This is a genomic window from Phenylobacterium kunshanense (genome assembly GCF_003254525.1).
GTDB lineage: Bacteria > Pseudomonadota > Alphaproteobacteria > Caulobacterales > Caulobacteraceae > Phenylobacterium > Phenylobacterium kunshanense.
Map to the genome: position 1 here is coordinate 432,297 of NZ_QFYS01000002.1, position 17,560 is coordinate 449,856.

The 17,560-nt window shown below is 69.4% G+C and carries 20 protein-coding genes; 10 read left to right on the forward strand and 10 right to left on the reverse strand.

Annotated features, from left to right (window positions below; translation table 11 throughout):
• The first annotated feature begins 40 nt into the window (after positions 1 to 40).
• The gene (locus DJ019_RS06410) at positions 41 to 3,259 is read left to right on the forward strand and encodes an amidohydrolase family protein (protein ID WP_111275147.1); all 3,219 of its coding nucleotides are present in this window, start codon (positions 41 to 43) and stop codon (positions 3,257 to 3,259) included.
• Between the two features lie 10 nt (positions 3,260 to 3,269).
• Here the strand turns inward: DJ019_RS06410 and DJ019_RS06415 are convergent, their stop codons facing one another.
• On the reverse strand, positions 3,270 to 4,343 hold the full coding sequence (locus DJ019_RS06415; RefSeq protein ID WP_111275148.1) for a carboxylesterase family protein: 1,074 nt from the start codon (positions 4,341 to 4,343) through the stop codon (positions 3,270 to 3,272).
• A 93-nt stretch (positions 4,344 to 4,436) separates the two neighbouring features.
• Between DJ019_RS06415 and DJ019_RS06420 the strand changes: the two genes are divergently transcribed.
• A complete protein-coding gene (locus DJ019_RS06420) occupies positions 4,437 to 4,673 on the forward strand; it encodes a hypothetical protein (protein ID WP_111275149.1) in 237 nt (78 codons plus the stop codon).
• Here the strand turns inward: DJ019_RS06420 and DJ019_RS06425 are convergent.
• The 4 genes from DJ019_RS06425 to DJ019_RS06440 all read right to left on the reverse strand — a co-directional run bounded on the left by DJ019_RS06425 (position 4,670) and on the right by DJ019_RS06440 (position 7,427).
• Entirely contained in the window at positions 4,670 to 5,524 is an 855-nt protein-coding gene (locus DJ019_RS06425; RefSeq protein ID WP_111275150.1) for a dienelactone hydrolase family protein, read from the reverse strand. The genes DJ019_RS06420 and DJ019_RS06425 overlap by 4 nt on opposite strands.
• 73 nt (positions 5,525 to 5,597) lie before the next feature.
• Entirely contained in the window at positions 5,598 to 6,053 is a 456-nt protein-coding gene (locus DJ019_RS06430; protein WP_133255255.1) for a VanZ family protein, read from the reverse strand.
• A gap of 70 nt (positions 6,054 to 6,123) precedes the next feature.
• On the reverse strand, positions 6,124 to 6,768 hold the full coding sequence (locus DJ019_RS06435; protein WP_111275152.1) for a lysoplasmalogenase family protein: 645 nt from the start codon (positions 6,766 to 6,768) through the stop codon (positions 6,124 to 6,126).
• Complete coding sequence (locus DJ019_RS06440) at positions 6,765 to 7,427, reverse strand: nitroreductase (RefSeq protein ID WP_111275153.1); 663 nt, start codon at positions 7,425 to 7,427, stop codon at positions 6,765 to 6,767. The genes DJ019_RS06435 and DJ019_RS06440 overlap by 4 nt, the downstream gene beginning before the upstream one ends.
• A gap of 69 nt (positions 7,428 to 7,496) precedes the next feature.
• Here DJ019_RS06440 and mtgA point away from each other — a divergent pair, with 69 nt between their 5' ends.
• A complete protein-coding gene (gene mtgA / locus DJ019_RS06445) occupies positions 7,497 to 8,198 on the forward strand; it encodes a monofunctional biosynthetic peptidoglycan transglycosylase (protein WP_111275154.1) in 702 nt (233 codons plus the stop codon).
• A 6-nt stretch (positions 8,199 to 8,204) separates the two neighbouring features.
• On the opposite strand, the gene DJ019_RS06450 is transcribed toward mtgA, so the two are convergent.
• Positions 8,205 to 8,546, reverse strand: coding sequence for a hypothetical protein (locus tag DJ019_RS06450; RefSeq protein ID WP_111275155.1), 342 nt, complete (start codon positions 8,544 to 8,546; stop codon positions 8,205 to 8,207).
• 120 nt (positions 8,547 to 8,666) lie between these two features.
• Here DJ019_RS06450 and DJ019_RS06455 point away from each other — a divergent pair, with 120 nt between their 5' ends.
• Positions 8,667 to 9,092 carry a CBS domain-containing protein gene (locus DJ019_RS06455; protein WP_111275156.1) on the forward strand — a complete coding sequence of 142 codons (426 nt, stop codon included), beginning with the start codon at positions 8,667 to 8,669 and terminating at the stop codon, positions 9,090 to 9,092.
• Between the two features lie 16 nt (positions 9,093 to 9,108).
• Here DJ019_RS06455 and DJ019_RS06460 read toward each other — a convergent pair whose 3' ends face one another.
• The gene (locus tag DJ019_RS06460) at positions 9,109 to 9,423 is read right to left on the reverse strand and encodes a DUF411 domain-containing protein (RefSeq protein ID WP_240606386.1); all 315 of its coding nucleotides are present in this window, start codon (positions 9,421 to 9,423) and stop codon (positions 9,109 to 9,111) included.
• A 255-nt stretch (positions 9,424 to 9,678) separates the two neighbouring features.
• On the opposite strand from DJ019_RS06460, the gene ald reads away from it, so the two are divergent.
• Positions 9,679 to 10,791: an alanine dehydrogenase gene (gene ald / locus DJ019_RS06465; RefSeq protein WP_111275158.1), complete on the forward strand. Its 1,113-nt coding sequence runs from the start codon at positions 9,679 to 9,681 to the stop codon at positions 10,789 to 10,791.
• A 3-nt stretch (positions 10,792 to 10,794) separates the two neighbouring features.
• On the opposite strand, the gene DJ019_RS06470 is transcribed toward ald, so the two are convergent.
• Positions 10,795 to 11,766, reverse strand: coding sequence for a WD40 repeat domain-containing protein (locus DJ019_RS06470; RefSeq protein WP_111275159.1), 972 nt, complete (start codon positions 11,764 to 11,766; stop codon positions 10,795 to 10,797).
• Between the two features lie 166 nt (positions 11,767 to 11,932).
• Between DJ019_RS06470 and DJ019_RS06475 the strand changes: the two genes are divergently transcribed.
• From DJ019_RS06475 to DJ019_RS06485, 3 genes are all read left to right on the forward strand, one after another.
• A complete protein-coding gene (locus DJ019_RS06475) occupies positions 11,933 to 12,376 on the forward strand; it encodes a biopolymer transporter ExbD (protein WP_111275160.1) in 444 nt (147 codons plus the stop codon).
• Positions 12,377 to 12,499: 123 nt separating this feature from the next.
• Positions 12,500 to 12,922: a biopolymer transporter ExbD gene (locus DJ019_RS06480; RefSeq protein ID WP_111275161.1), complete on the forward strand. Its 423-nt coding sequence runs from the start codon at positions 12,500 to 12,502 to the stop codon at positions 12,920 to 12,922.
• A gap of 107 nt (positions 12,923 to 13,029) precedes the next feature.
• A complete protein-coding gene (locus DJ019_RS06485) occupies positions 13,030 to 13,218 on the forward strand; it encodes a hypothetical protein (protein WP_111275162.1) in 189 nt (62 codons plus the stop codon).
• Here the strand turns inward: DJ019_RS06485 and DJ019_RS06490 are convergent, their stop codons facing one another.
• Positions 13,219 to 14,304, reverse strand: a complete 1,086-nt coding sequence (locus DJ019_RS06490) for a CobW family GTP-binding protein (RefSeq protein ID WP_111275163.1) — start codon at positions 14,302 to 14,304, stop codon at positions 13,219 to 13,221.
• Between the two features lie 87 nt (positions 14,305 to 14,391).
• Between DJ019_RS06490 and DJ019_RS06495 the strand changes: the two genes are divergently transcribed.
• Positions 14,392 to 15,342 (forward strand): cation diffusion facilitator family transporter, encoded by a 951-nt coding sequence (locus DJ019_RS06495; protein WP_111275164.1) that lies wholly within the window; start codon positions 14,392 to 14,394, stop codon positions 15,340 to 15,342.
• Between the two features lie 22 nt (positions 15,343 to 15,364).
• A complete protein-coding gene (locus DJ019_RS06500; protein ID WP_111275165.1) occupies positions 15,365 to 16,501 on the forward strand; it encodes a serine hydrolase in 1,137 nt (378 codons plus the stop codon).
• Positions 16,502 to 16,575: 74 nt separating this feature from the next.
• Here the strand turns inward: DJ019_RS06500 and DJ019_RS21160 are convergent, their stop codons facing one another.
• Positions 16,576 to 17,361 (reverse strand): PEPxxWA-CTERM sorting domain-containing protein, encoded by a 786-nt coding sequence (locus DJ019_RS21160; RefSeq protein ID WP_205854098.1) that lies wholly within the window; start codon positions 17,359 to 17,361, stop codon positions 16,576 to 16,578.
• Between the last annotated feature and the right edge of the window lie 199 nt (positions 17,362 to 17,560).

Genomic DNA, 17,560 nt, shown 5'->3' on the forward strand with positions numbered 1-17,560 from the left:
GCGGATTGGTAGTCATGTCGGCTCCTGATCCGGGGGCTCCATGAAATCCAGGCTTGCTGTCCTTCTCGCCGCGTCCGTGGCGCTGTCGCCGCTCATGGCCCAGGCGGCCGATCCGCCCGCCAAGCCGCCGAAGTGGGACGTGAACGCCCCGGCCGGGGCGACCCTGCGTCAGGTGCGTATCGACGTGGACGAGGGGACCTGGATGGACCTCGACGTCAGCCCCGACGGCAAGACCATCGCCTTCAACCTGCTTGGCGACATCTATGTGATGCCGGCCGCCGGCGGCGCGCCCAAGCGCATCGCCGAGGGCCTGGCCTGGGAGGTGCAGCCGCGCTTCTCGCCCGACGGCCAGCGGATAGCCTTCACCTCCGACCGCGGGGGCGGCGACAACATCTGGGTGATGAACGTCGACGGGTCCGACAAGCGGCAGGTGACGAAGGAGGACTTCCGGCTCCTGAACCAGCCAACCTGGAGCCCCGACGGCAAGTTCATCGCCGCCAAGAAGCATTTCACCACCGGGCGGTCGCTGGGGACCGGCGAGGTGTGGCTGTACCACGTGTCCGGCGGCGGCGGCGTGCCCCTGGTGAAGCGGGTGAACGAGCGGCACCAGAAGGAGCTGGGCGAGCCGACGTTCTCCCCTGACGGCAAGGGCGTCTACTTCACCCGCAACGTCACGCCGGGCCCGATCTTCGAGTACGCCCAGGATTCCAACACCGACCTCTTCAACATCGAGCGCTACGACCTGGAGACGGGCGAGACCAGCACGGTGGCCTCGGGGCCCGGCGGTTCGGTGCGGCCGACACCGTCGCCGGATGGGAAGAAGATCGCCTTCGTGCGGCGCGAGCGGACGAAGTCGAAGCTGTACGTGAAGGACCTAGCCTCCGGCGTCGAGACGAAGGTCTACGACGCCCTGGACCAGGACGTGCAGGAGACCTGGGCGGTCACCGGACTCTATCCGAACATGGACTGGACGCCCGATTCCAAGACGATCGTCTTCTGGGCCGGCGGCAAGATCCGGCGGGTGGACGCCGACGGGACGAACGCGGCGGTGATCCCGTTCAAGGTCAGCGACACCCGCGACGTGATCGATGCGCCGCACCCGAAGGTGGACGTCTCGCCCGACCGCTTCACGACGAAGATGGCGCGGTTCGCGGCGGTGTCCCCGGACGGCAAGCAGGTGGTGTTCGAGACGCTCGGCAAGCTGTGGATCAAGCCGATGGCCGGCGGGGAGGCGCGGCGGCTGACCAAGGGCGACGAGGCCGGCTTTGAGCTGTTCCCCGCTTGGTCGCGCGACGGCAGGACCATCGCCTTCGTCGCGTGGAGCGATCGGGATCTCGGCCGGGTGCGGACCGTGCCCGCTGCGGGCGGAACGGCCAAGGACGTGACGCGCGAGCCGGGCCACTACGCGCGGCCGCAGTTCTCGCCGGATGGCCGGACCATCGTCTTCGAGAAGCGCGCCGGCGGCTATCTGACCGCGCGGGCCTGGTCGGAGAACCCAGGCGTCTACCGCGTGCCTGCGACGGGCGGGACGGCGGAGCGGATAGCCCGCGACGGCGGCGCGCCGCAGTTCGGGGCCGCGAACGACCGCGTGTTCATGACCACGTCCAAGGATGGCAAGCAGCTCCTGGTCAGCACCGACCTGTCGGGCGAGGCCGAGCGGGTACATGCCGAGGGCGAGCTGGTCTCGGACTACATCGTCTCTCCCGACGGCGGCGTCGTCGCCTTCCGCCAGAACTACGAGGTCAGCGTCATGCCGCTGATGCCCGGCGGCCAGGCGGTGAAGGTGGAGCCTAAGGGCGGGCCGATGCCCGTGACCAAGGCGTCCTCCGGCGGCGCGGACTGGGTCCACTGGTCGGATGGCGGCAGGCGGCTGCACTGGAGCATGGGCCCCACGGTCTACACGGTCCAGGCCGACGCGCTGTTCCGCTCCGCTCCGGCCGGCGAGGACGCGCCGAAGTTCGAGCCGCCGAAGTCGGGGGTGTCCCTTTCCATGGAGCGGGCCGCCGATAGGCCGTCGAGTGTCGTGGCGCTGACCGGCGCCAAGGTGGTCACCATGGCCGCGGCCGACGGCGGCGTGATCGAGGATGGCGTGGTCGTGGTGCAGGGGCGCCGCATCCTGGCTGTCGGCAAGCGAGGTGACGTCACCGTTCCGGCAGGCGCGAAGGTGGTCGACGCCACGGGCAAGACCATCATTCCCGGCCTGATCGACGCCCATGCGCATGGCCACTACGGGACGGACGAGCTGGTCCCGCAGCAGAACTGGTCGGCCATGGTCAATCTGGCGCTCGGGACCACGACCGTGCACGACCCCTCGAACCGCGCCGCCGAGGTGTTCGCCGCCGCCGAGATGCAGCGCGCGGGCCTTATTCTGGCCCCGCGCATCTTCTCCACCGGCGAGATCGTCTACGGCGCGCGGCAGGCCGGCATCCATGCCGAGATCAACGGCTACGACGACGCCCTGGCCCACGTCCGCCGCCTCAAGGCGCAGGGCGCCCATAGCCTGAAGAACTACAACCAGCCGCGCCGTGAGCAGCGTCAGCAACTGGTCCAGGCGGCGCGCGAGGAGGGCATGCAGGTGGTGGCCGAGGGCGGCTCGCTGTTCGGCCTGGATATGACCATCGTCGCCGACGGCAACTCGACCCTGGAGCACAACATCCCGCAGGCGGTCCTGTACGAGGACGTGCTGAGCTTCTTCAGCCAGACGAAGACCGCGTACACGCCAACCCTGGTGGTGAGCTACGGCGGCCCGGCGGGCGACCCCTACTGGCGGGCCGCCACCGACGTCTTCGACCAGCCGTTACTGAAAGCCCACGTGCCGCCGACCCGCCTCGTCGCCGACAACGCCCGCCGCCAGAAGGCGCCTGAAGCTGACTATGTGGACGACGACAACGCCCGCGAGGCGCACAAGCTGGCCAAGCGCGGCGTGCCCGTTTCGATCGGGGCGCATGGCCAGGAGAACGGCATTGGCTCGCACTGGGAGCTGTGGTCGTTCGTCCGCGGTGGGATGAGCCCGGTGGAGGCGCTGGCCGCCGGAACCATCGTCTCCGCCCGCTCGCTGGGCATGGCGCACGACATCGGCTCGCTGGAGCCGGGCAAGCTGGCCGACCTGGTGGTGCTGGACGCCGACCCCACGGCCGACATCCGCAACAGCGAGAAGGTCAGCCAGGTGATGCTGGGTGGCCGCCTCTATGACGCGCGGACGCTCAACGAGGTGGTCACAGGGGATCGCAAGCGCGCGCCGTACTGGTGGGAGAAGTAGCCGGCCCGGGTCAGGCGCCGGTCGTCCAGTCCAGGAGCCCGGCGCTGACCTCGCGGGCGTAGGTGTGGCTGAGGTCGTCGATCTCGCGATAGGTCACGGCTGCGCCCGCGCCCCGGAGCGCCTGGGCCGCCTCGCGCGCCATGGCGATCGGGAACATCCAGTCCCGGGCGCCATGGACGATGTGGATCGGAAGCCCGGCCATGCGGCCGGGGTCCGCGAAGGTCGCCAGCATCGGGTGGAAGGCCGCTGACACGGGCGCGAGGTGGGTGAAGGGTGAGGTCGGCTCCAGGCCGGCGACATAGGAGAAGGTGCCGCCGTCGCTCATCCCCGTGAGCAGGAGGCGCTCGGGATCGATCGCCCAGCGGCTGCGCACGAAGTCGACCATCCGGCCGAGGTTGGGGGTGTCGACATCGTCGCCCGTCAGCGCCCAGGTCTGGCCGATCGCGGTCGGCGCCACGACGATCGCGCCGCGGGTGCGGGCCGCGCGCACCCAGCTCCAGAGGAAGGCGCGGCCATTGCCGCTGCCGCCATGCAGCGCCACGACCAGCGGCAGGGGCGTTTCCGGGGCGTAGGTCTCGGGCACGAACATCGAAAAGCCGCCGCGGCCGCCGGGCTCGGCATCGGAGTGCATCACGCCCACGTCGGGCCTCGGCGGCGCCTCGGCCAGGCGGATCGCGAGGGCCATGTCGTCGCGATGATCGCCGTCGAGGAAGAAGCGACTGACGGGCGGCAAGCCACGCGTCAGCGGGAACAGCGCTTCCTCGGCGCGCGGCAGATGCCGGAAGGCGCGGAAGGCGGCCGTGAGGTCGCTCGACCCGTTCGCGGCGTCGCGCAGAGCCGCGAAACCGGTCAGCGCCTCGTCCGCGGCCGTACTCAGTGGCAGGCGGACGTGGGCCAGCTCGTGGGGCCAGGCGTCGAGGCGTGGGCGCTCGGCGGCGAGCGCGGCGTCGACGTCGCCGCAGGCCTCGAGGATCGCCGGCAGGTCGCCCGGGTGCAGGTAGCGCGCCGCGAAGGCCAGCCGGTCCAGCGCGCGAAGCAGCGGTGGCAGCAGCGCCACGATGTCGTCGGTCGCGCGGTCGCTCATGAGGCCTCCTGGAAATGTTTGCGGCGCAGCTCGAACCCTTCACGCCGCTCGCAGCTTTAGGGGCCTGTCCAACCCGAAGAGAAGGAAAGTCACATGGGCCAGAACAACGACAACAACATGGAACGCGAACAGGGCGGCCGCCAGCCGCAGCAGCAGGACCAGGGCGGCATGCGCCAGCAGCCCGGCCAGCAGCAGCAGCAGGGCGAGCGTCGCGAGCGCGACGACCAGTCCGGCCGATCCGATCAGGCCGGTTCCGGCCAGGGCGGTCAGGATCGCCAGCAGGGGATGAAAGATCCCTCCGACCGAGGCGACCAGGGCGGCCAGCGCTAACCCAACGACGCCTTGTAGAGCTTCGTGAGCTCGGCCCAGGCCTTCTCGGCCTGGGCTTCGTCGTACACCTGGCTGCCCTTCACGCACCAGCCGTGGTCGGCGGGGTAGACCTCCACCGTCGCCGGACGCTTCGCCTCGGCGAAGGCCGCCTTCAGGATGTCCTTGGACTCCGGCTGGCGGGCGTCGTCGTTCTTCGCCACCGCGACGAGATAGCTGGCCTTCGTCTTCGGGATCAGCAGGTGCGGGCTCGACGGCTCCTTGGTGGTCAGGCCGGCCCCGTGGAAGCTGGCCACCGCACCGATGCGGTCGGGGGCGACGCCGGCGGTGCGGAACGAGAGCGGACCGCCCATGCAGTAGCCCTGCACGCCCAATTTCTTCTTCCGGTTGGTCTGCGGCTGGGCGTCGAGGAACGCCACATAGGCCTTGGCGTCGCCGTCGGCGCCCGCCTCCATGGCCTGGCGATAGCCCATCACCCGCGCGCGATCGCCGGAGTTGGCGAAATTGAAGCCGGGCGTCGCCACCAGGCCCTTCACCGAGCGGTAGAATGGGTTGGGCACAAGTACGACATAGCCCTGGGCCGCGAGCCGACGGCCCATCTCCCGGAACACCGGTCGCAGGCCCGCGATGTCGGTCCAGATCAGGACCGCCGGCCACGTCCCCTTGCCGGAGGGATGGAACAGAACGGCGTCGGCCATCCCATCGGCCGTCTTCACCTCGACGTCCTTCTCGACCACGTCGGCGGCGTACGCGGAGCCCGCGGCCCCGGCGGCGGCGACCGTCATGAGGCCGAAAGTGCGGCGCGAAACCTTGGGGTCGTGGACCAGGCCAACGTGGATGTCGTCGTCACACATGCGGAGCCTCCCTGTCGTTGCGCCGTAAGGGTCGCGCCGAATGTTGCGCGGGTATTGCGGCGAAAGGGAAGGCCTACGCCACCGGCTCCTCCGCCGGCGCCGGCAGGCCGGGGCCGCCACGGCGGCGATCCATGCGTCGGATCTGCGCGAACGTCAGGTGCGGGTGCGTGCGGGCCAGCTCGCGCAGGCGGGTGATGGCGATGGGGGCGTAGGCCAAGGCGACGCCGACGCCGTCACCGATCAGGTCCTGCAGCGACATCTGGCGCCCGACCATGGCCTGGACGAGCTCGCTGGCGATTCCAACCCCGATCATCGAGACAGCCACCTCCTGCGCCCGGGACCGGGGAAGCGCGGCGAAGGCGCCCAGGGTCAGGGCGTAGAACAGCAGGGCGTGCGCCACGGTGTCGGGGAACGGCAGGCCGAGGTCGCGATACTTGAACGGCCCCGCCAGCGCGATGGGCGTCGCCAGCGCCAGAAGCGCCGCGCCGAGACGCAGCGCCCGCATCAGCCTGTGGGGAGTAAGGCGCATCGCGTTCCATCGACCCTGGGTTGCGGATCAATGTGAACGACCGGGGTGAAGGCCGGCTGAAAGGAGAGGGTTAGCGAGCTCTCAACGCGCGCACGACGCCGAGCGCGATGAAGGCCTGGCCGGCGAAGTAGAGGCCCCAGACCGCAAGGCCCATGGGGAAGCCATCCAGGGCGGGCCTGCCGGTGCGCAGGAAGATCAGCAGGTCCGACACGGCGAACATCAGGGCGCCCGCGGCGACCAGGGTGCGCGGGAAACGGCTGAGCCAGGCGGCTGCGGCCATGGCGGCGAGGCCCGTGGCGTAGAGGGCGATGCCCGGCGCGCCGGCGCGGTCGGGCGGCAGCAGGAACGCCACGACGGGGATGAGCACCAGGATCGCGCCGGCGCCCGCCCAATCCCCGGCGGCGAGGGTCGTGCGTCGGTTCTTCAGGTAGAGCCAGATCGCCAGGAGGTGACCGGTCAGGAAGGCCAGCGCGCCGGTCACCAGGCCGTGGGTCTCCAGCAGAACGTCGCCCAGGGCGCCGAAGGCCAGCACCGCCGCGATCAGCCAGCCGTCGAGACCACGCGCGTTCATCGCGGCCCAGACGGCAAGCAGACCGACGCCAGCGCCCTTCCAGACCACCGAGGCGGCCGGCGGCAGGTCGATCCAGAACCAGGATCCGACGTAGGTGACGCCCGCGGCGATGGCGGCGAGGAGGACGAGACGGCTGGCGGTCATTCGAATCCCTTGAGCTCGCACCAGGTATCCATCCGGTCGCGGGTGGAGCGCCAGGCGTTGATCGGGTGGGCCTCGTCGCGATAGCCGAGGGCCATGCCGGAAAAGACCATGTGGTCCTCGGGCAGGCCGCAGTGCCGGGCGACAGTAAGCGGATAGCGGGCCCAGAATTCCTGGGCGCAGGTGTCGAGCCCGCGCTCGACGGCCAGCAGCATCACCGTCTGCATATACATGCCGAGGTCGGCCCACTGTGGCGGGCCCAGCTTGCGGTCGAGGCAGAAGAAGAGGCCCACGGGCGCGCCGAAGAACTCGGCGTTGCGGGCGAACCAGCGCAGGCGCGCGGCCTTGTCCTCGCGCGGCACGCTGATGCTGGCGTAGAGCTGCTCTCCGTTCTCGAACCGGCGTGTGCGGAAGGGGTCCCAGAGGTTCGGCGGATAGACGTCGTACTCCATGGGCTCGCCCATGGGGTTCTTGGCCACGTCGGCCGCCAGCGCCTTCAGGGGCTCACCCGCCAGGGCGTAGACGCGCCACGGCTGCAGGTTGCCGCCCGAGGGCGCGCGCGCGGCGCGTTCCAGGATCTCGGCGACCACGGCGCCGGCGACCGGCTGGTCCGTGTAGGCCCGCACCGAGATGCGGCGTTCGACAGCTTCGGAGACGTTCATCGGTGCCCCATTGACCGGACGGTGAAGAATCGCCCCTAGCATCCGCCCCTAAGGGGAAGGCAAGCGCACGTGGCGAAACGGGGCAAGGGTGGTTTCTGGGGTTTCGTGCAGGCCGTGATCGCGGCCGCCGTGATCGTGCTGTTCGTCGGCCCGGTGATCATGGTGGCGGTCTATCGCTTCGTTCCGCCGCCGATCACCTTCCTGATGGTGCAGCGGCTGTTCGAGGGGCAGGGCCTGGACCGCCGCTGGGTCCCGCTGGAGAAGATCTCGCCCACCCTGGTGCGGGCGGTAATCGCGGCCGAGGACGCCCGCTTCTGCCAGCATCACGGCTTCGACATCGAGGCGATCGAGAAGGCCATGGAGGCCAACGCCCGGGGCAAGAAGCTGCGCGGTGGATCCACCATCAGCCAGCAGACCGCCAAGAACGTCTTCCTCTGGCCCCAGCGCGACTGGGTGCGAAAGGGGCTGGAGGCCTGGTTCACCGTCCTGATCGAGGTCGGCTGGGGCAAGGAACGGATCATGGAGGTCTATCTGAACTCCATCGAATGGGGGCCAGGCGTCTACGGCGCCGAGGCGGCGGCCCAGAGAAACTTCAAGGTCCCGGCCAGCAAGCTGACGGCCGCGCAGTCGGCCCGCCTGGCGGCGATCCTGCCCAAGCCGCTCGGCTGGAAGGCGGCGAAGCCCGGGCCGTACGTGAAGCGCCGGGCCGGCAGCATCAACCGCAACGCCCGGGTCGTGCGGAACGAGGGCCTGACCGCCTGCGTGCTGTGATCGAGGCTATGGCGGGGGTGTCATCCCTGCAGCGGCGCTGAGGGCCTGGGCCTCGCACTTCGCATAGGCGCCGGCGGCCGCCACGTAGGCGTTGAGCCGGTCCACATATGTCTGAGCCTCGCCCTTGAAGGCGCCGGCCTTGAGGTTGAAGGCCTTCACCTCGGCATTGAACTTGTCAGCGACGCCCTCACCGCAGGCGTTGATCTCGGCGCATTTGGGCCGTGCGGGACGCGCGGGCGGGACAGGACGCTCCGAGGCCGGCGGCGGTTGCGGCGGTTCGCACGCGGCCTGGGCGGCGGGCGCCAGGGCGAGGACGATCAGCAGGCCAAGGGCGGAGACTCGCTTCATGGGGAAAGCCTAGCCCAGGTTGTGGGGTCGATCACCACGCCGTGGCCGTGCGCAGGTTAGGCGGAACGGCTCGCTGCCGAACGGGTTCTTGGGGCCGACATCCAACCCAAGGAGAACCCGATGAAGGTCAGTGAAGTCATGACCGCCCAGGTGGTCACCGCCACCCCCCGCAGCACGATCCGCGACGTCGCCCGGACCATGGCCGAGATCGAGACCGGTGCGGTGCCGGTGACGGATGACGGCAAGGTCGTCGGCCTGATCACCGACCGAGACATCGTTCTGCGCGTGGTCGCCGAGGGCATGGGCCTGGATACGCCCGTCGCCGAGGTGATGACCGAGGGCGTGGAGACCTGCGCCGAGGACGACAATGTCGCCGACGCCACCGCCAAGATGGGCGGCAAGCAGATCCGCCGCCTCGTTGTGCTGAACGAAAGCGGCCGGCTGGCCGGGATCCTGTCGCTCGGCGACGTGGCTCAGGAATACGGCGCCAAGCAGGTCGGCCGGACCCTGGAGGAGATCAGCGAGAACTCCCCGGCGACGCACTGAAGCCGCTGGCGCGGTATCAGCTGTGCCGTGAGAAGACGCGGGTGCGGCCGTTCGGCAGCAGGAGCAGGGTCTCGTAGGCCTCGCGCCGGCCGTCCGGCCGCTCCATCCCCGGCGAGCCGAAGGGCATGCCGGGGACCGTCAGGCCTAGGGCGCTGGGCTGTTCGCGCAACAGGCGCTGAATGTCAGCAGGCGGAATGTGCCCCACCGTGACGTATCCCTCGATGAGGCCGATGTGACACGAGGACAGGGTGTCCGGCACGCCCCAGCGCCGCCACTCCCGCGGCAGGTCGTCGACAACCACCACCTTCGGCGCGAAGCCTGCCCGCCTCATGTGGGTCACCCAACCATCGCAGCAGACGCAGCCCCGGGACTTCATCACGGTGATAGGGCGGGGCGCCGCGGCGAGGGCGGGAGAAGCCGAAGCAGCGGCGGCGAGGGCTAGGAAGTGGCGGCGGCGCATGTCGCCAGTTCTAGCCGGGAGACGGCGATTTGCCGAGGCCGGGTCCATCCTCGCCCCCTTGACCCCGCAAGCCCATTCCCTCAAAGGCAGCGCTAACAGCAATATCCGACCCTGGGAGGTCACATCATGCGCGTTGGCGTGCCCCGCGAGATCAAGCCGGACGAATATCGGGTCGGCCTGACCCCTACCGCGGTGCGGGAATATGTGTCCCACGGGCATGAGGTGATGGTGCAGGCGGGCGCGGGCCTGGGCGCCGGATATGACGACACGCTCTACGTCCGCGCCGGGGCGACGATCGCGCCCGACGCCGAGACGGTGTTCGCCGCCGCGCAGATGATCGTGAAGGTGAAGGAGCCGCAGCCGGTCGAATGGGCGCGTCTCACGAAGGACCACATCCTCTTCACCTATCTGCACCTGGCGCCCGATCCGGCCCAGGCCGATGGGCTGCTGAAGAGCGGCTGCGCGGGCATCGCCTACGAGACGGTGACCGACCCGGCGGGCGGTCTGCCGCTGCTGGCGCCGATGTCCGAGGTCGCGGGGCGGATCGCCGTCTTCTCGGCCGGCGAGACCCTTCTGAAGCACAACGGCGGCATGGGCCTGCTGATCGGCGGCGTGCCGGGCGTGCCGCCGGCGCGGGTGCTGGTGCTGGGCGGCGGCGTGGTGGGCATGAACGCCGCCCGCATGGCCGCCGGCCTGGGCGCCGAGGTGGTGGTGGTCGAGCGCTCGATCCCGCGGATGCGCGACCTGGACAACATGTTCCAGGGCCGGGTCATCACCCGCTACTCCACCCAGGACGCGGTGGACGAGGAGGTGCTGAAGGCCGACGTAGTCATCGGCGCGGTGCTGACCGCCGGCGCCTCGGCGCCGAAGCTGGTGAAGAAGGCGCACCTGTCGCAGATGAAGCCCGGCTCTGTGCTGGTCGACGTGTCCATCGACCAGGGCGGCTGCTTCGAGACCAGCCGGCCGACCACCCACAAGGAGCCGACCTACACGATCGACGGTGTGGTCCACTACTGTGTGGCCAACATGCCGGGCGCCGCCCCGCGGACCTCGTCGGAGGCGCTGGTGCACGCGACCCTGCCCTTCGGCCTGCAGCTGGCCGACAGGGGCCTGGACGCGCTGAAGACGAACGTCCACCTGGCTAAAGGCCTGAACGTCCTGGCCGGCGAAGTGACCCACCCGGCGGTGGCCGAGGCCCTGGGCAAGCCGTTCAAGGACCCTTACGGGGCGTGGAAGTAGGCTCTAGCCGACCTCTGCGACGCCCGCGCCGCCGTCCTCGTCGCCCCAGGCCACGTGCCTTCCGTCGGGCGACAGGGCGAGGGCGGTGATCGGCGGGCCCTTCTCGGACTTGAGGTGGACCAGGCGCTCGCCGGTCACGTCGGCGGCCCACACGCGGCCGTCGTCGAGGCCGGCCGCCAGCCACGGCTTGTCGGGCGTGGCGGCGACGCGGGTGACGAGGGCCGATTCCTCGTAGCCGATCTCGGCCGCCTGCTTGCCCATCGGACCCGTGGCGCCGGCGAACGGCCAGCAGACCGCGCCGTTCGCGCCCGAGGTGGCCAGCAGGTTGCCCTTCGACATGAAGGCCAGGCTGCGTACCTTCGAGGGGTAGCCGCCCATCCGCATGTTCTTCTCGTCGGCGACGCGCCAGCCGTGGAGCTGGTTCTCCTGCATGGCCGAGATCAGGAACTTGCCGTCCGGGCTCCAGGCCGCCGCTATGTGGCTGCCGGCCCACTTGAGGATCGCGGGCTTCTGGTCGGCGATCCGCGCGTACCAGAGCCAGATCCCGCCATAGGTCGCCGCGGCCAGCCGGCGACCCTTGGGATCGAACGCGACGTCGGCGATGGACTTCTCATGGACGAAGACCCGCGAGAACGCCGGGTCGGCCGCGTCACGCACGTGGAGCTCGCGCCCGGCGGCGAAGGCCAGCAGCTTCGACTCGGCGCTTGCGGCGACGACGTCGATCCACCGGCCCGGAATCCTGGCCAGTTCCTGGGCGCCCGCTGGCGTCGATACGACCACCCGCCCATCGTCGCCGCCGGTGAGCACGCCTTCTCCCGTCGGGGGGAGGCAGGCCGAGAGGCAGGCGCCGTCCGGGTGGGCGTCGATCGTCTCACCCGTAGTGAATCGAACGGTTCCGTCTCCGAGGGCGAAGACGGCGCGGCCGGCCCGGTCGAACAGGGCGGCCGTCACATAGGCGTCGAAGGCGAAGGTCATGGCGCGCTTCCTAGGCGCCGGCGCCTCCGCGGGCAAGCATGGGGGCGATTGTCGCGGTCGAACGCCGTTCCCGCGCTTTCGGCTTTACAAGCCCGAACCGGCTTGCCAATGGTCGCCGCGAGAGGCCCGGTCTGCGCGGGTCCTACAGGTTAGGGAACCAGGACGTATGGGTGCAAAGGTCGGCGGAGGGGGCGGATCCAAATTCGACCTCGGCCAGAACTCGGATATGAACGTGACGCCCTTCGTGGACGTCATGCTCGTGCTCCTCATCATCTTCATGGTGTCGATCCCCGCAGCGACGGTGTCGATCAAGCTCGACCTGCCGCCGGCGATCCCGCCGCCCCCCGGGACGGTGGTGAAGGAGCCGACGCTGATCAACATCCAGCGTGGCCAGAAGGTCTTCATCGGCGAGCAGCCCACGTCGCTCGAGCGTCTGACCGCCGATCTGTCGACCCGCCTCACCGCTGATGACCCGACCCTGCCGCCGACCGAACAGCGCGTCTACATCCGCGCCGACCGCGACGTGGTCTACGGGGACTTCATGGCGGTCATGAACACCCTCCAGGGCAACGGTTTCTATCAGGTGGCCCTGATCAACGAAGAGCTCTAGGCCCTTCGGAGACCCGAATACGAAGAGCCCGCCCGGGGAGACTCGGGCGGGCTTTTTCGTACCCTCTTGCAGAAGGCTACAACTGTAATATCTTACATGCGTCACCCAACATGGAGATGGCACATGGGAGCTGCGCTTTCGACCCAATCCTCCGGCGCCTGGGATGTCCGCCAGAACGCCGACATCAACGTCACCCCCTTCGTGGACGTCATGCTCGTGCTGCTGATCATCTTCATGGTGGCGCTGCCGGTCTCGACGGTGTCGGTGAAGGTGGACCTGCCGACCGCCCAGGCGGCCCCGCAGACCCAGGCCGCGCCAGTAGTGGTGAGCCTGACCGCGCAGGGGCGCCTCTATGTAGGCGAGCAGGCGACCGCGCTGGATACGCTCGCGGCCGTGGTGGCGGCCAAGGCCGGCCCGCCAGGAGACGCGACGCGGATAAACCTGCGGGCCGACGTGGGGGTCCGATACCGGGATCTGATGACGGTGATGAACCGCCTACGCGTGGCGGGCTACGACAAGGTCGCGCTGGTCGGCGAGGATTTCTGAAGACCCGCGTTCATCATTAATCGCCGTGCAACCCTGACGGCTTAACCCTGGTCCCAACGGTGGGGGTCAGAACGACCTCGAACACGCGCGAAAGAGGCGCAACGGACATGTGGCAGGTCGTGGAAGTGGCCGTCGGGGCCATGCGGCACAGGGGTCGGTACCGGCTGGAAGGCCGCCGGCTCATCCTGGAGTGGCGGGGCGGACGAAGCTCGGCCTGGTGCGGACAACTCCGCCCGGACGTGGTGGCCGCAAGCTGCCTGCGCCGGCTGGTCACCCAGGCGCCGATCGCCGCCTGATTAGGCGGCGATACAGCTTTCGAAGCCGGCCCGCAGCGACGCCTCGTCTAGGTTTCGGCCGATGAAGACCAGGCGCGAGTAGCGCTTGTCGCTGTCCTTCCAGGGACCCTGGAAGTCGCCCTCGAGGATCATGTGGACCGCCTGGAACACCAGGCGCCGGTCCTCGCCCTTCACGTCCAGGATGCCCTTGGCGCGCAGGATGTCGACGCCCTGCGTCTGCAGGACGTTGTTCAGCCAGGCGGTGACCTTGTTCCCGTCGATCGGCCGGTCGGCGGTCAGCGAGATCGAGCCGATCCCACTCTCGGCGACATGGTCGTGGATGTGGTCATGCCCATGGTCATGCGCGTGCCCATGACCATGATCATGATCGTGATGATGATGGTCGTGGTCGCAGTGCTCGTCGTGGACGTGGCCTGCCTCGCCGTGTGGCGGGTTCAGGAAGTCGGGCTGTAGCTCGGTCACGCGTGACAGGTCGAAGGCGTGGCGGCCGAGGATGGCGTCCAGCGGCACGTTCGACCGCTGGGCCCGGCGGATCGGGGCGATGGGGTTCAGCGTGCGGATGGCCCGCTCCACCTCGGCCAGCTCGGCCTCCGAGACCAGGTCGGTCTTGTTGAGGATGATCTGGTCGGCGAAGGCGATCTGTTCGGCCGCCTCCCGGGAATCCTTGAGGCGTAGCGGCAGGTGCTTGGCGTCGACCACGGTGGTCACGCTGTCGAGCTCGGTCCGCGCGCGGACATCGTCGTCGACGAAGAAGGTCTGGGCCACCGGCGCGGGATCGGCCAGGCCCGTGGTCTCGACGATGATGCCGTCGAACTTGCCCTTGCGCTTCATCAGCCCCGAGAGGACGCGGATCAGGTCGCCGCGCACCGTGCAGCAGACGCAGCCGTTGTTCATCTCGAACACTTCTTCGTCGGCGCCGACGATGAGGTCGTTGTCGATCCCCACCTCGCCGAACTCGTTGACCACGACGGCGTACTTCCTGCCGTGGTCCTCTGAGAGGATGCGATTGAGCAACGTGGTCTTGCCGGCTCCAAGGTAGCCGGTGAGCACGGTGACGGGGATCTTGTCGGTGGCGGCGGTGGTCATGGGCGACCATGTAGTCGCGGTGGCGGAACTTATGAAGTGCCGTTACGTGGGCTGGCGTTATCCGAATTGGCCGTTATAAAGTAACACATGACCACCGCGGACCGCCCAGAACTCGACGCCTTCCGCGAAGATCGCACCTATCTGGGGGCGGACCACCGCCGCAACGAGCGGCGCACATGGCTCGTGACCCTCATCTGCGCCGCGACGCTGGTCGTTCTGGTGACGGGCGGCCTGGCGACCCATTCGATGGCCCTGATGGCCAGCGGCCTGCATATGGCGGCCCACGTCGCGGCCCTGCTGGTGGCGGCAGCCGCCTATGCCCTCGCCCGCCGTCACGCCGGCAATCCCGCCTTCAGCTTCGGCACCGGCAAGGTCGGCTACCTGGCCGGCTTCGCCAATGCCGTGGTGCTGGCCGTGACGGCCGTGCTGATGGCGGCCGAGAGTGTTCATCGTCTGCTGAACCCGGGCGAGGTGCACTACGAGGATGCGCTGCCGATCGCGATGGGCGGCCTGGTGGTGACGTTGGTCTGCATGTGGCTCCTCAAGCCGACCAAGGTGGCGGCCGACCGCTACGATCCCCAGGGCGACCTCAACCTGTCCGCGGCCCACCTGCACCTGACGGCCGACGCCGCAGTGAGCGTGCTGGCGCTGCTGGCCATCTTCGCGGGTCGGCTGGGGTTCACCTTCGCCGATCCTCTGGCCGGGGTGCTGGCCGCGGTCCTGGTGGCGCAGTTCGCCTGGACCCTGCTGAAGCGGGCCGGAGCCGCGCTCCTCGACATCAACCCTTCGCCGGAACTCACGGCCGAAGTGCGCCGGCGCCTGTCGGACGGCGGCGAGCGGGTGATCGATCTGCATCTCTGGCGCCTGGGTCCTGGGCATCATGCGGCGATCGCGATCATCGCCGCGGACCCTCCGAAGCCCGTGGCGACGTACCGCGCCCGGCTGGCTGGACTGGCCGGCCTCTCCCATGTGACGGTGGAAGTCCGGGGTGGGCATGAGGGCCACGACCATCACCACCCGGGGTGTGGAGACGGCTGAGTAGCGGGAGCGTTGGTGACCCATGGCCGGCAGGAGGCGTAGAGTCCGGAACCGGCTGATCGGTAGCCGACGGGGCCTGGTGTTCGTCGGCCTGACTATCGCGGCGGGCCTGGCCGGCGGGCTGGTGTCGGCCGATCGCGCCGCCAAGCTGGCCTCGGGGCCGCTGACCGCAACGCGCCTCGACATCCTGGCCAGGAGCCCCGCCAAGGCGCCCGCGGCTCTCCAGTCGCGACTGGACGCCCTGGCGGCCGACTACGGCGAGGAGGTGGGGATCGCCGTCACCGACGTGCAGGCGGGCTGGACCGCCGGCGTCGACCGGGATCGCCCCTATCCCCAGCAGAGCGTCTCGAAGCTGTGGGTCGCCATCGCGGTGATGAAAGCGGCCGACGAGGGGCGGCTGGACCCGGAGGCGCCGCTCACCCTGACCGAGGCGGACCGTTCGGTCTTCTTCCAGCCCGTGAGCTACAAGATCGGACCCGCCGGCTACACGACGCCGCTGTCGGACCTGCTGCGTCGGGCGCTGGTGGAAAGCGACAACGCCGCCAACGATCGGCTGATGCGCGAGCTGGGCGGGCCCGAAGGCGTGGCGGCCACCCTCGATGAGATGGGGCTGACCGCCGTGAAGGTGGGCGCCTACGAGCGCGACCTCCAGGCCCGCACGGCTGGGCTGGTCTGGCAGGCGGACTACGGGATCGGCTGGAACTTCCAGGCCGCGCGTCAGGCGCTTCCGATGGACGTGCGGAAGGAAGCCCTGGACGCCTACCTCGCCGATCCGCCGGACGGCACGACGCCGGCCGCGATCACGGCGGCTCTCGCGGCCCTGCATCGGGGCGAGCTGCTGTCGGCGGCGTCCACCCAGCGGCTGATCGGCCTGATGGAGCAGGCGCGCACCGGTCCACGGCGGCTCAAGGGCGGCCTGCCGCCCGGCTGGACCATCGCGCACAAGACCGGCACCGGCCAGGATTTCGCAGGGGCCTCGGTGGGGATCAACGACGTCGGCCTGCTGACCGCGCCGGACGGCCGGACCTATGCGGTGGCGGTCATGCTGCGCCACACGCGCCAGCCGGTGCCTGCGCGGCTCGCCTTCATGCAGTCGGTGACCCGGACCGTGGCCGAGCATTGGGCCGCCGAGGCAGCCGGCGTTCAAGCTGCGGACTGATCCGCTTCAGCGGACGACAGGCTGACGCCCGGGATCTCTGGACCCCGGGCGCTGCTGTTGACCTGCGACGTTGCTCAGGCAGCGACGGCGAAGCGGCGGCGACGCAGGACCGCGCCAGCCGCGCCGAAGCCCAGGATCATCATCGCCCAGGTGGCGGGCTCGGGGACAACGGCGCCCACCTCGAAGTTGGCGTTCACCCCCTGGCCCGCGGTGCCGAAGCTGACGTTCACATTGTCGGCCGCGCCTTTGAACGCGCCGGCCCAGCCGGAGCCGACGCCCACCTCGACGCCGATGATCCTCGTGGCCGCGCTGAGGACGTGGGAGTTGGGGTTGGCGAAGCTGGTCCCCGAGGCCCAGTCGGCGAGCGTCACGCTGTATTTCTCAATCGTGACGCTGGGTGCGCCGAAGGCCCGCATCCAGAAGTTCCCGCCCAGGATGTTATTAGACATCCAGGTGTCCTCGACGATCCCGCCGCCGTTGTAGACGCTCTCCCAGATCAGGTAGCCCGACTTCTGGGTGAGTTCATCGTAGTAGGCGAGGCGGAACGCCGGCGCGAGGTGCGACGCTGCTGTGCCCGCCGAGTCCACGTAGAAGTCGAAACTCAGCGCGCCGTTGCTGATGAGATCGCCCAGCGAACCGTTCACGGCGTGCCGGAAGTCGGCCTTGGAGCTGCCGCCGCCGGTGCTGAATTCCAGCGAGCCGGTGTGGCCCGCCGGCTTGTAGGTGTCGGTGATGGCCACCGTCCCGGCGCCCGCCACGTTAATCGCGCTCCAGCCTTGCAGATCCGACGGCGTGACCACCGTCGCATGCGCAGCCGTAGCAGCCAGGGCGAGCGCCCCGGCGATCATGTATTTGAGCATCTGCTTTTCCCGTCTGAGCGAAACGCCGCCCCCTGCGGCATTCAGCCGCGCACGCTCATCAATGGTTAACGACAAAGCAAGCCTTACCCGCAGGATTGCGGACCCATTCCGCGCGTCTTCAGGTTGCTGACCTCGCGTCCCGCGGGAACGCGGGGAATTTGTCCAATAAAATCGCCGCGAAAGCTTGGCCATGATCACG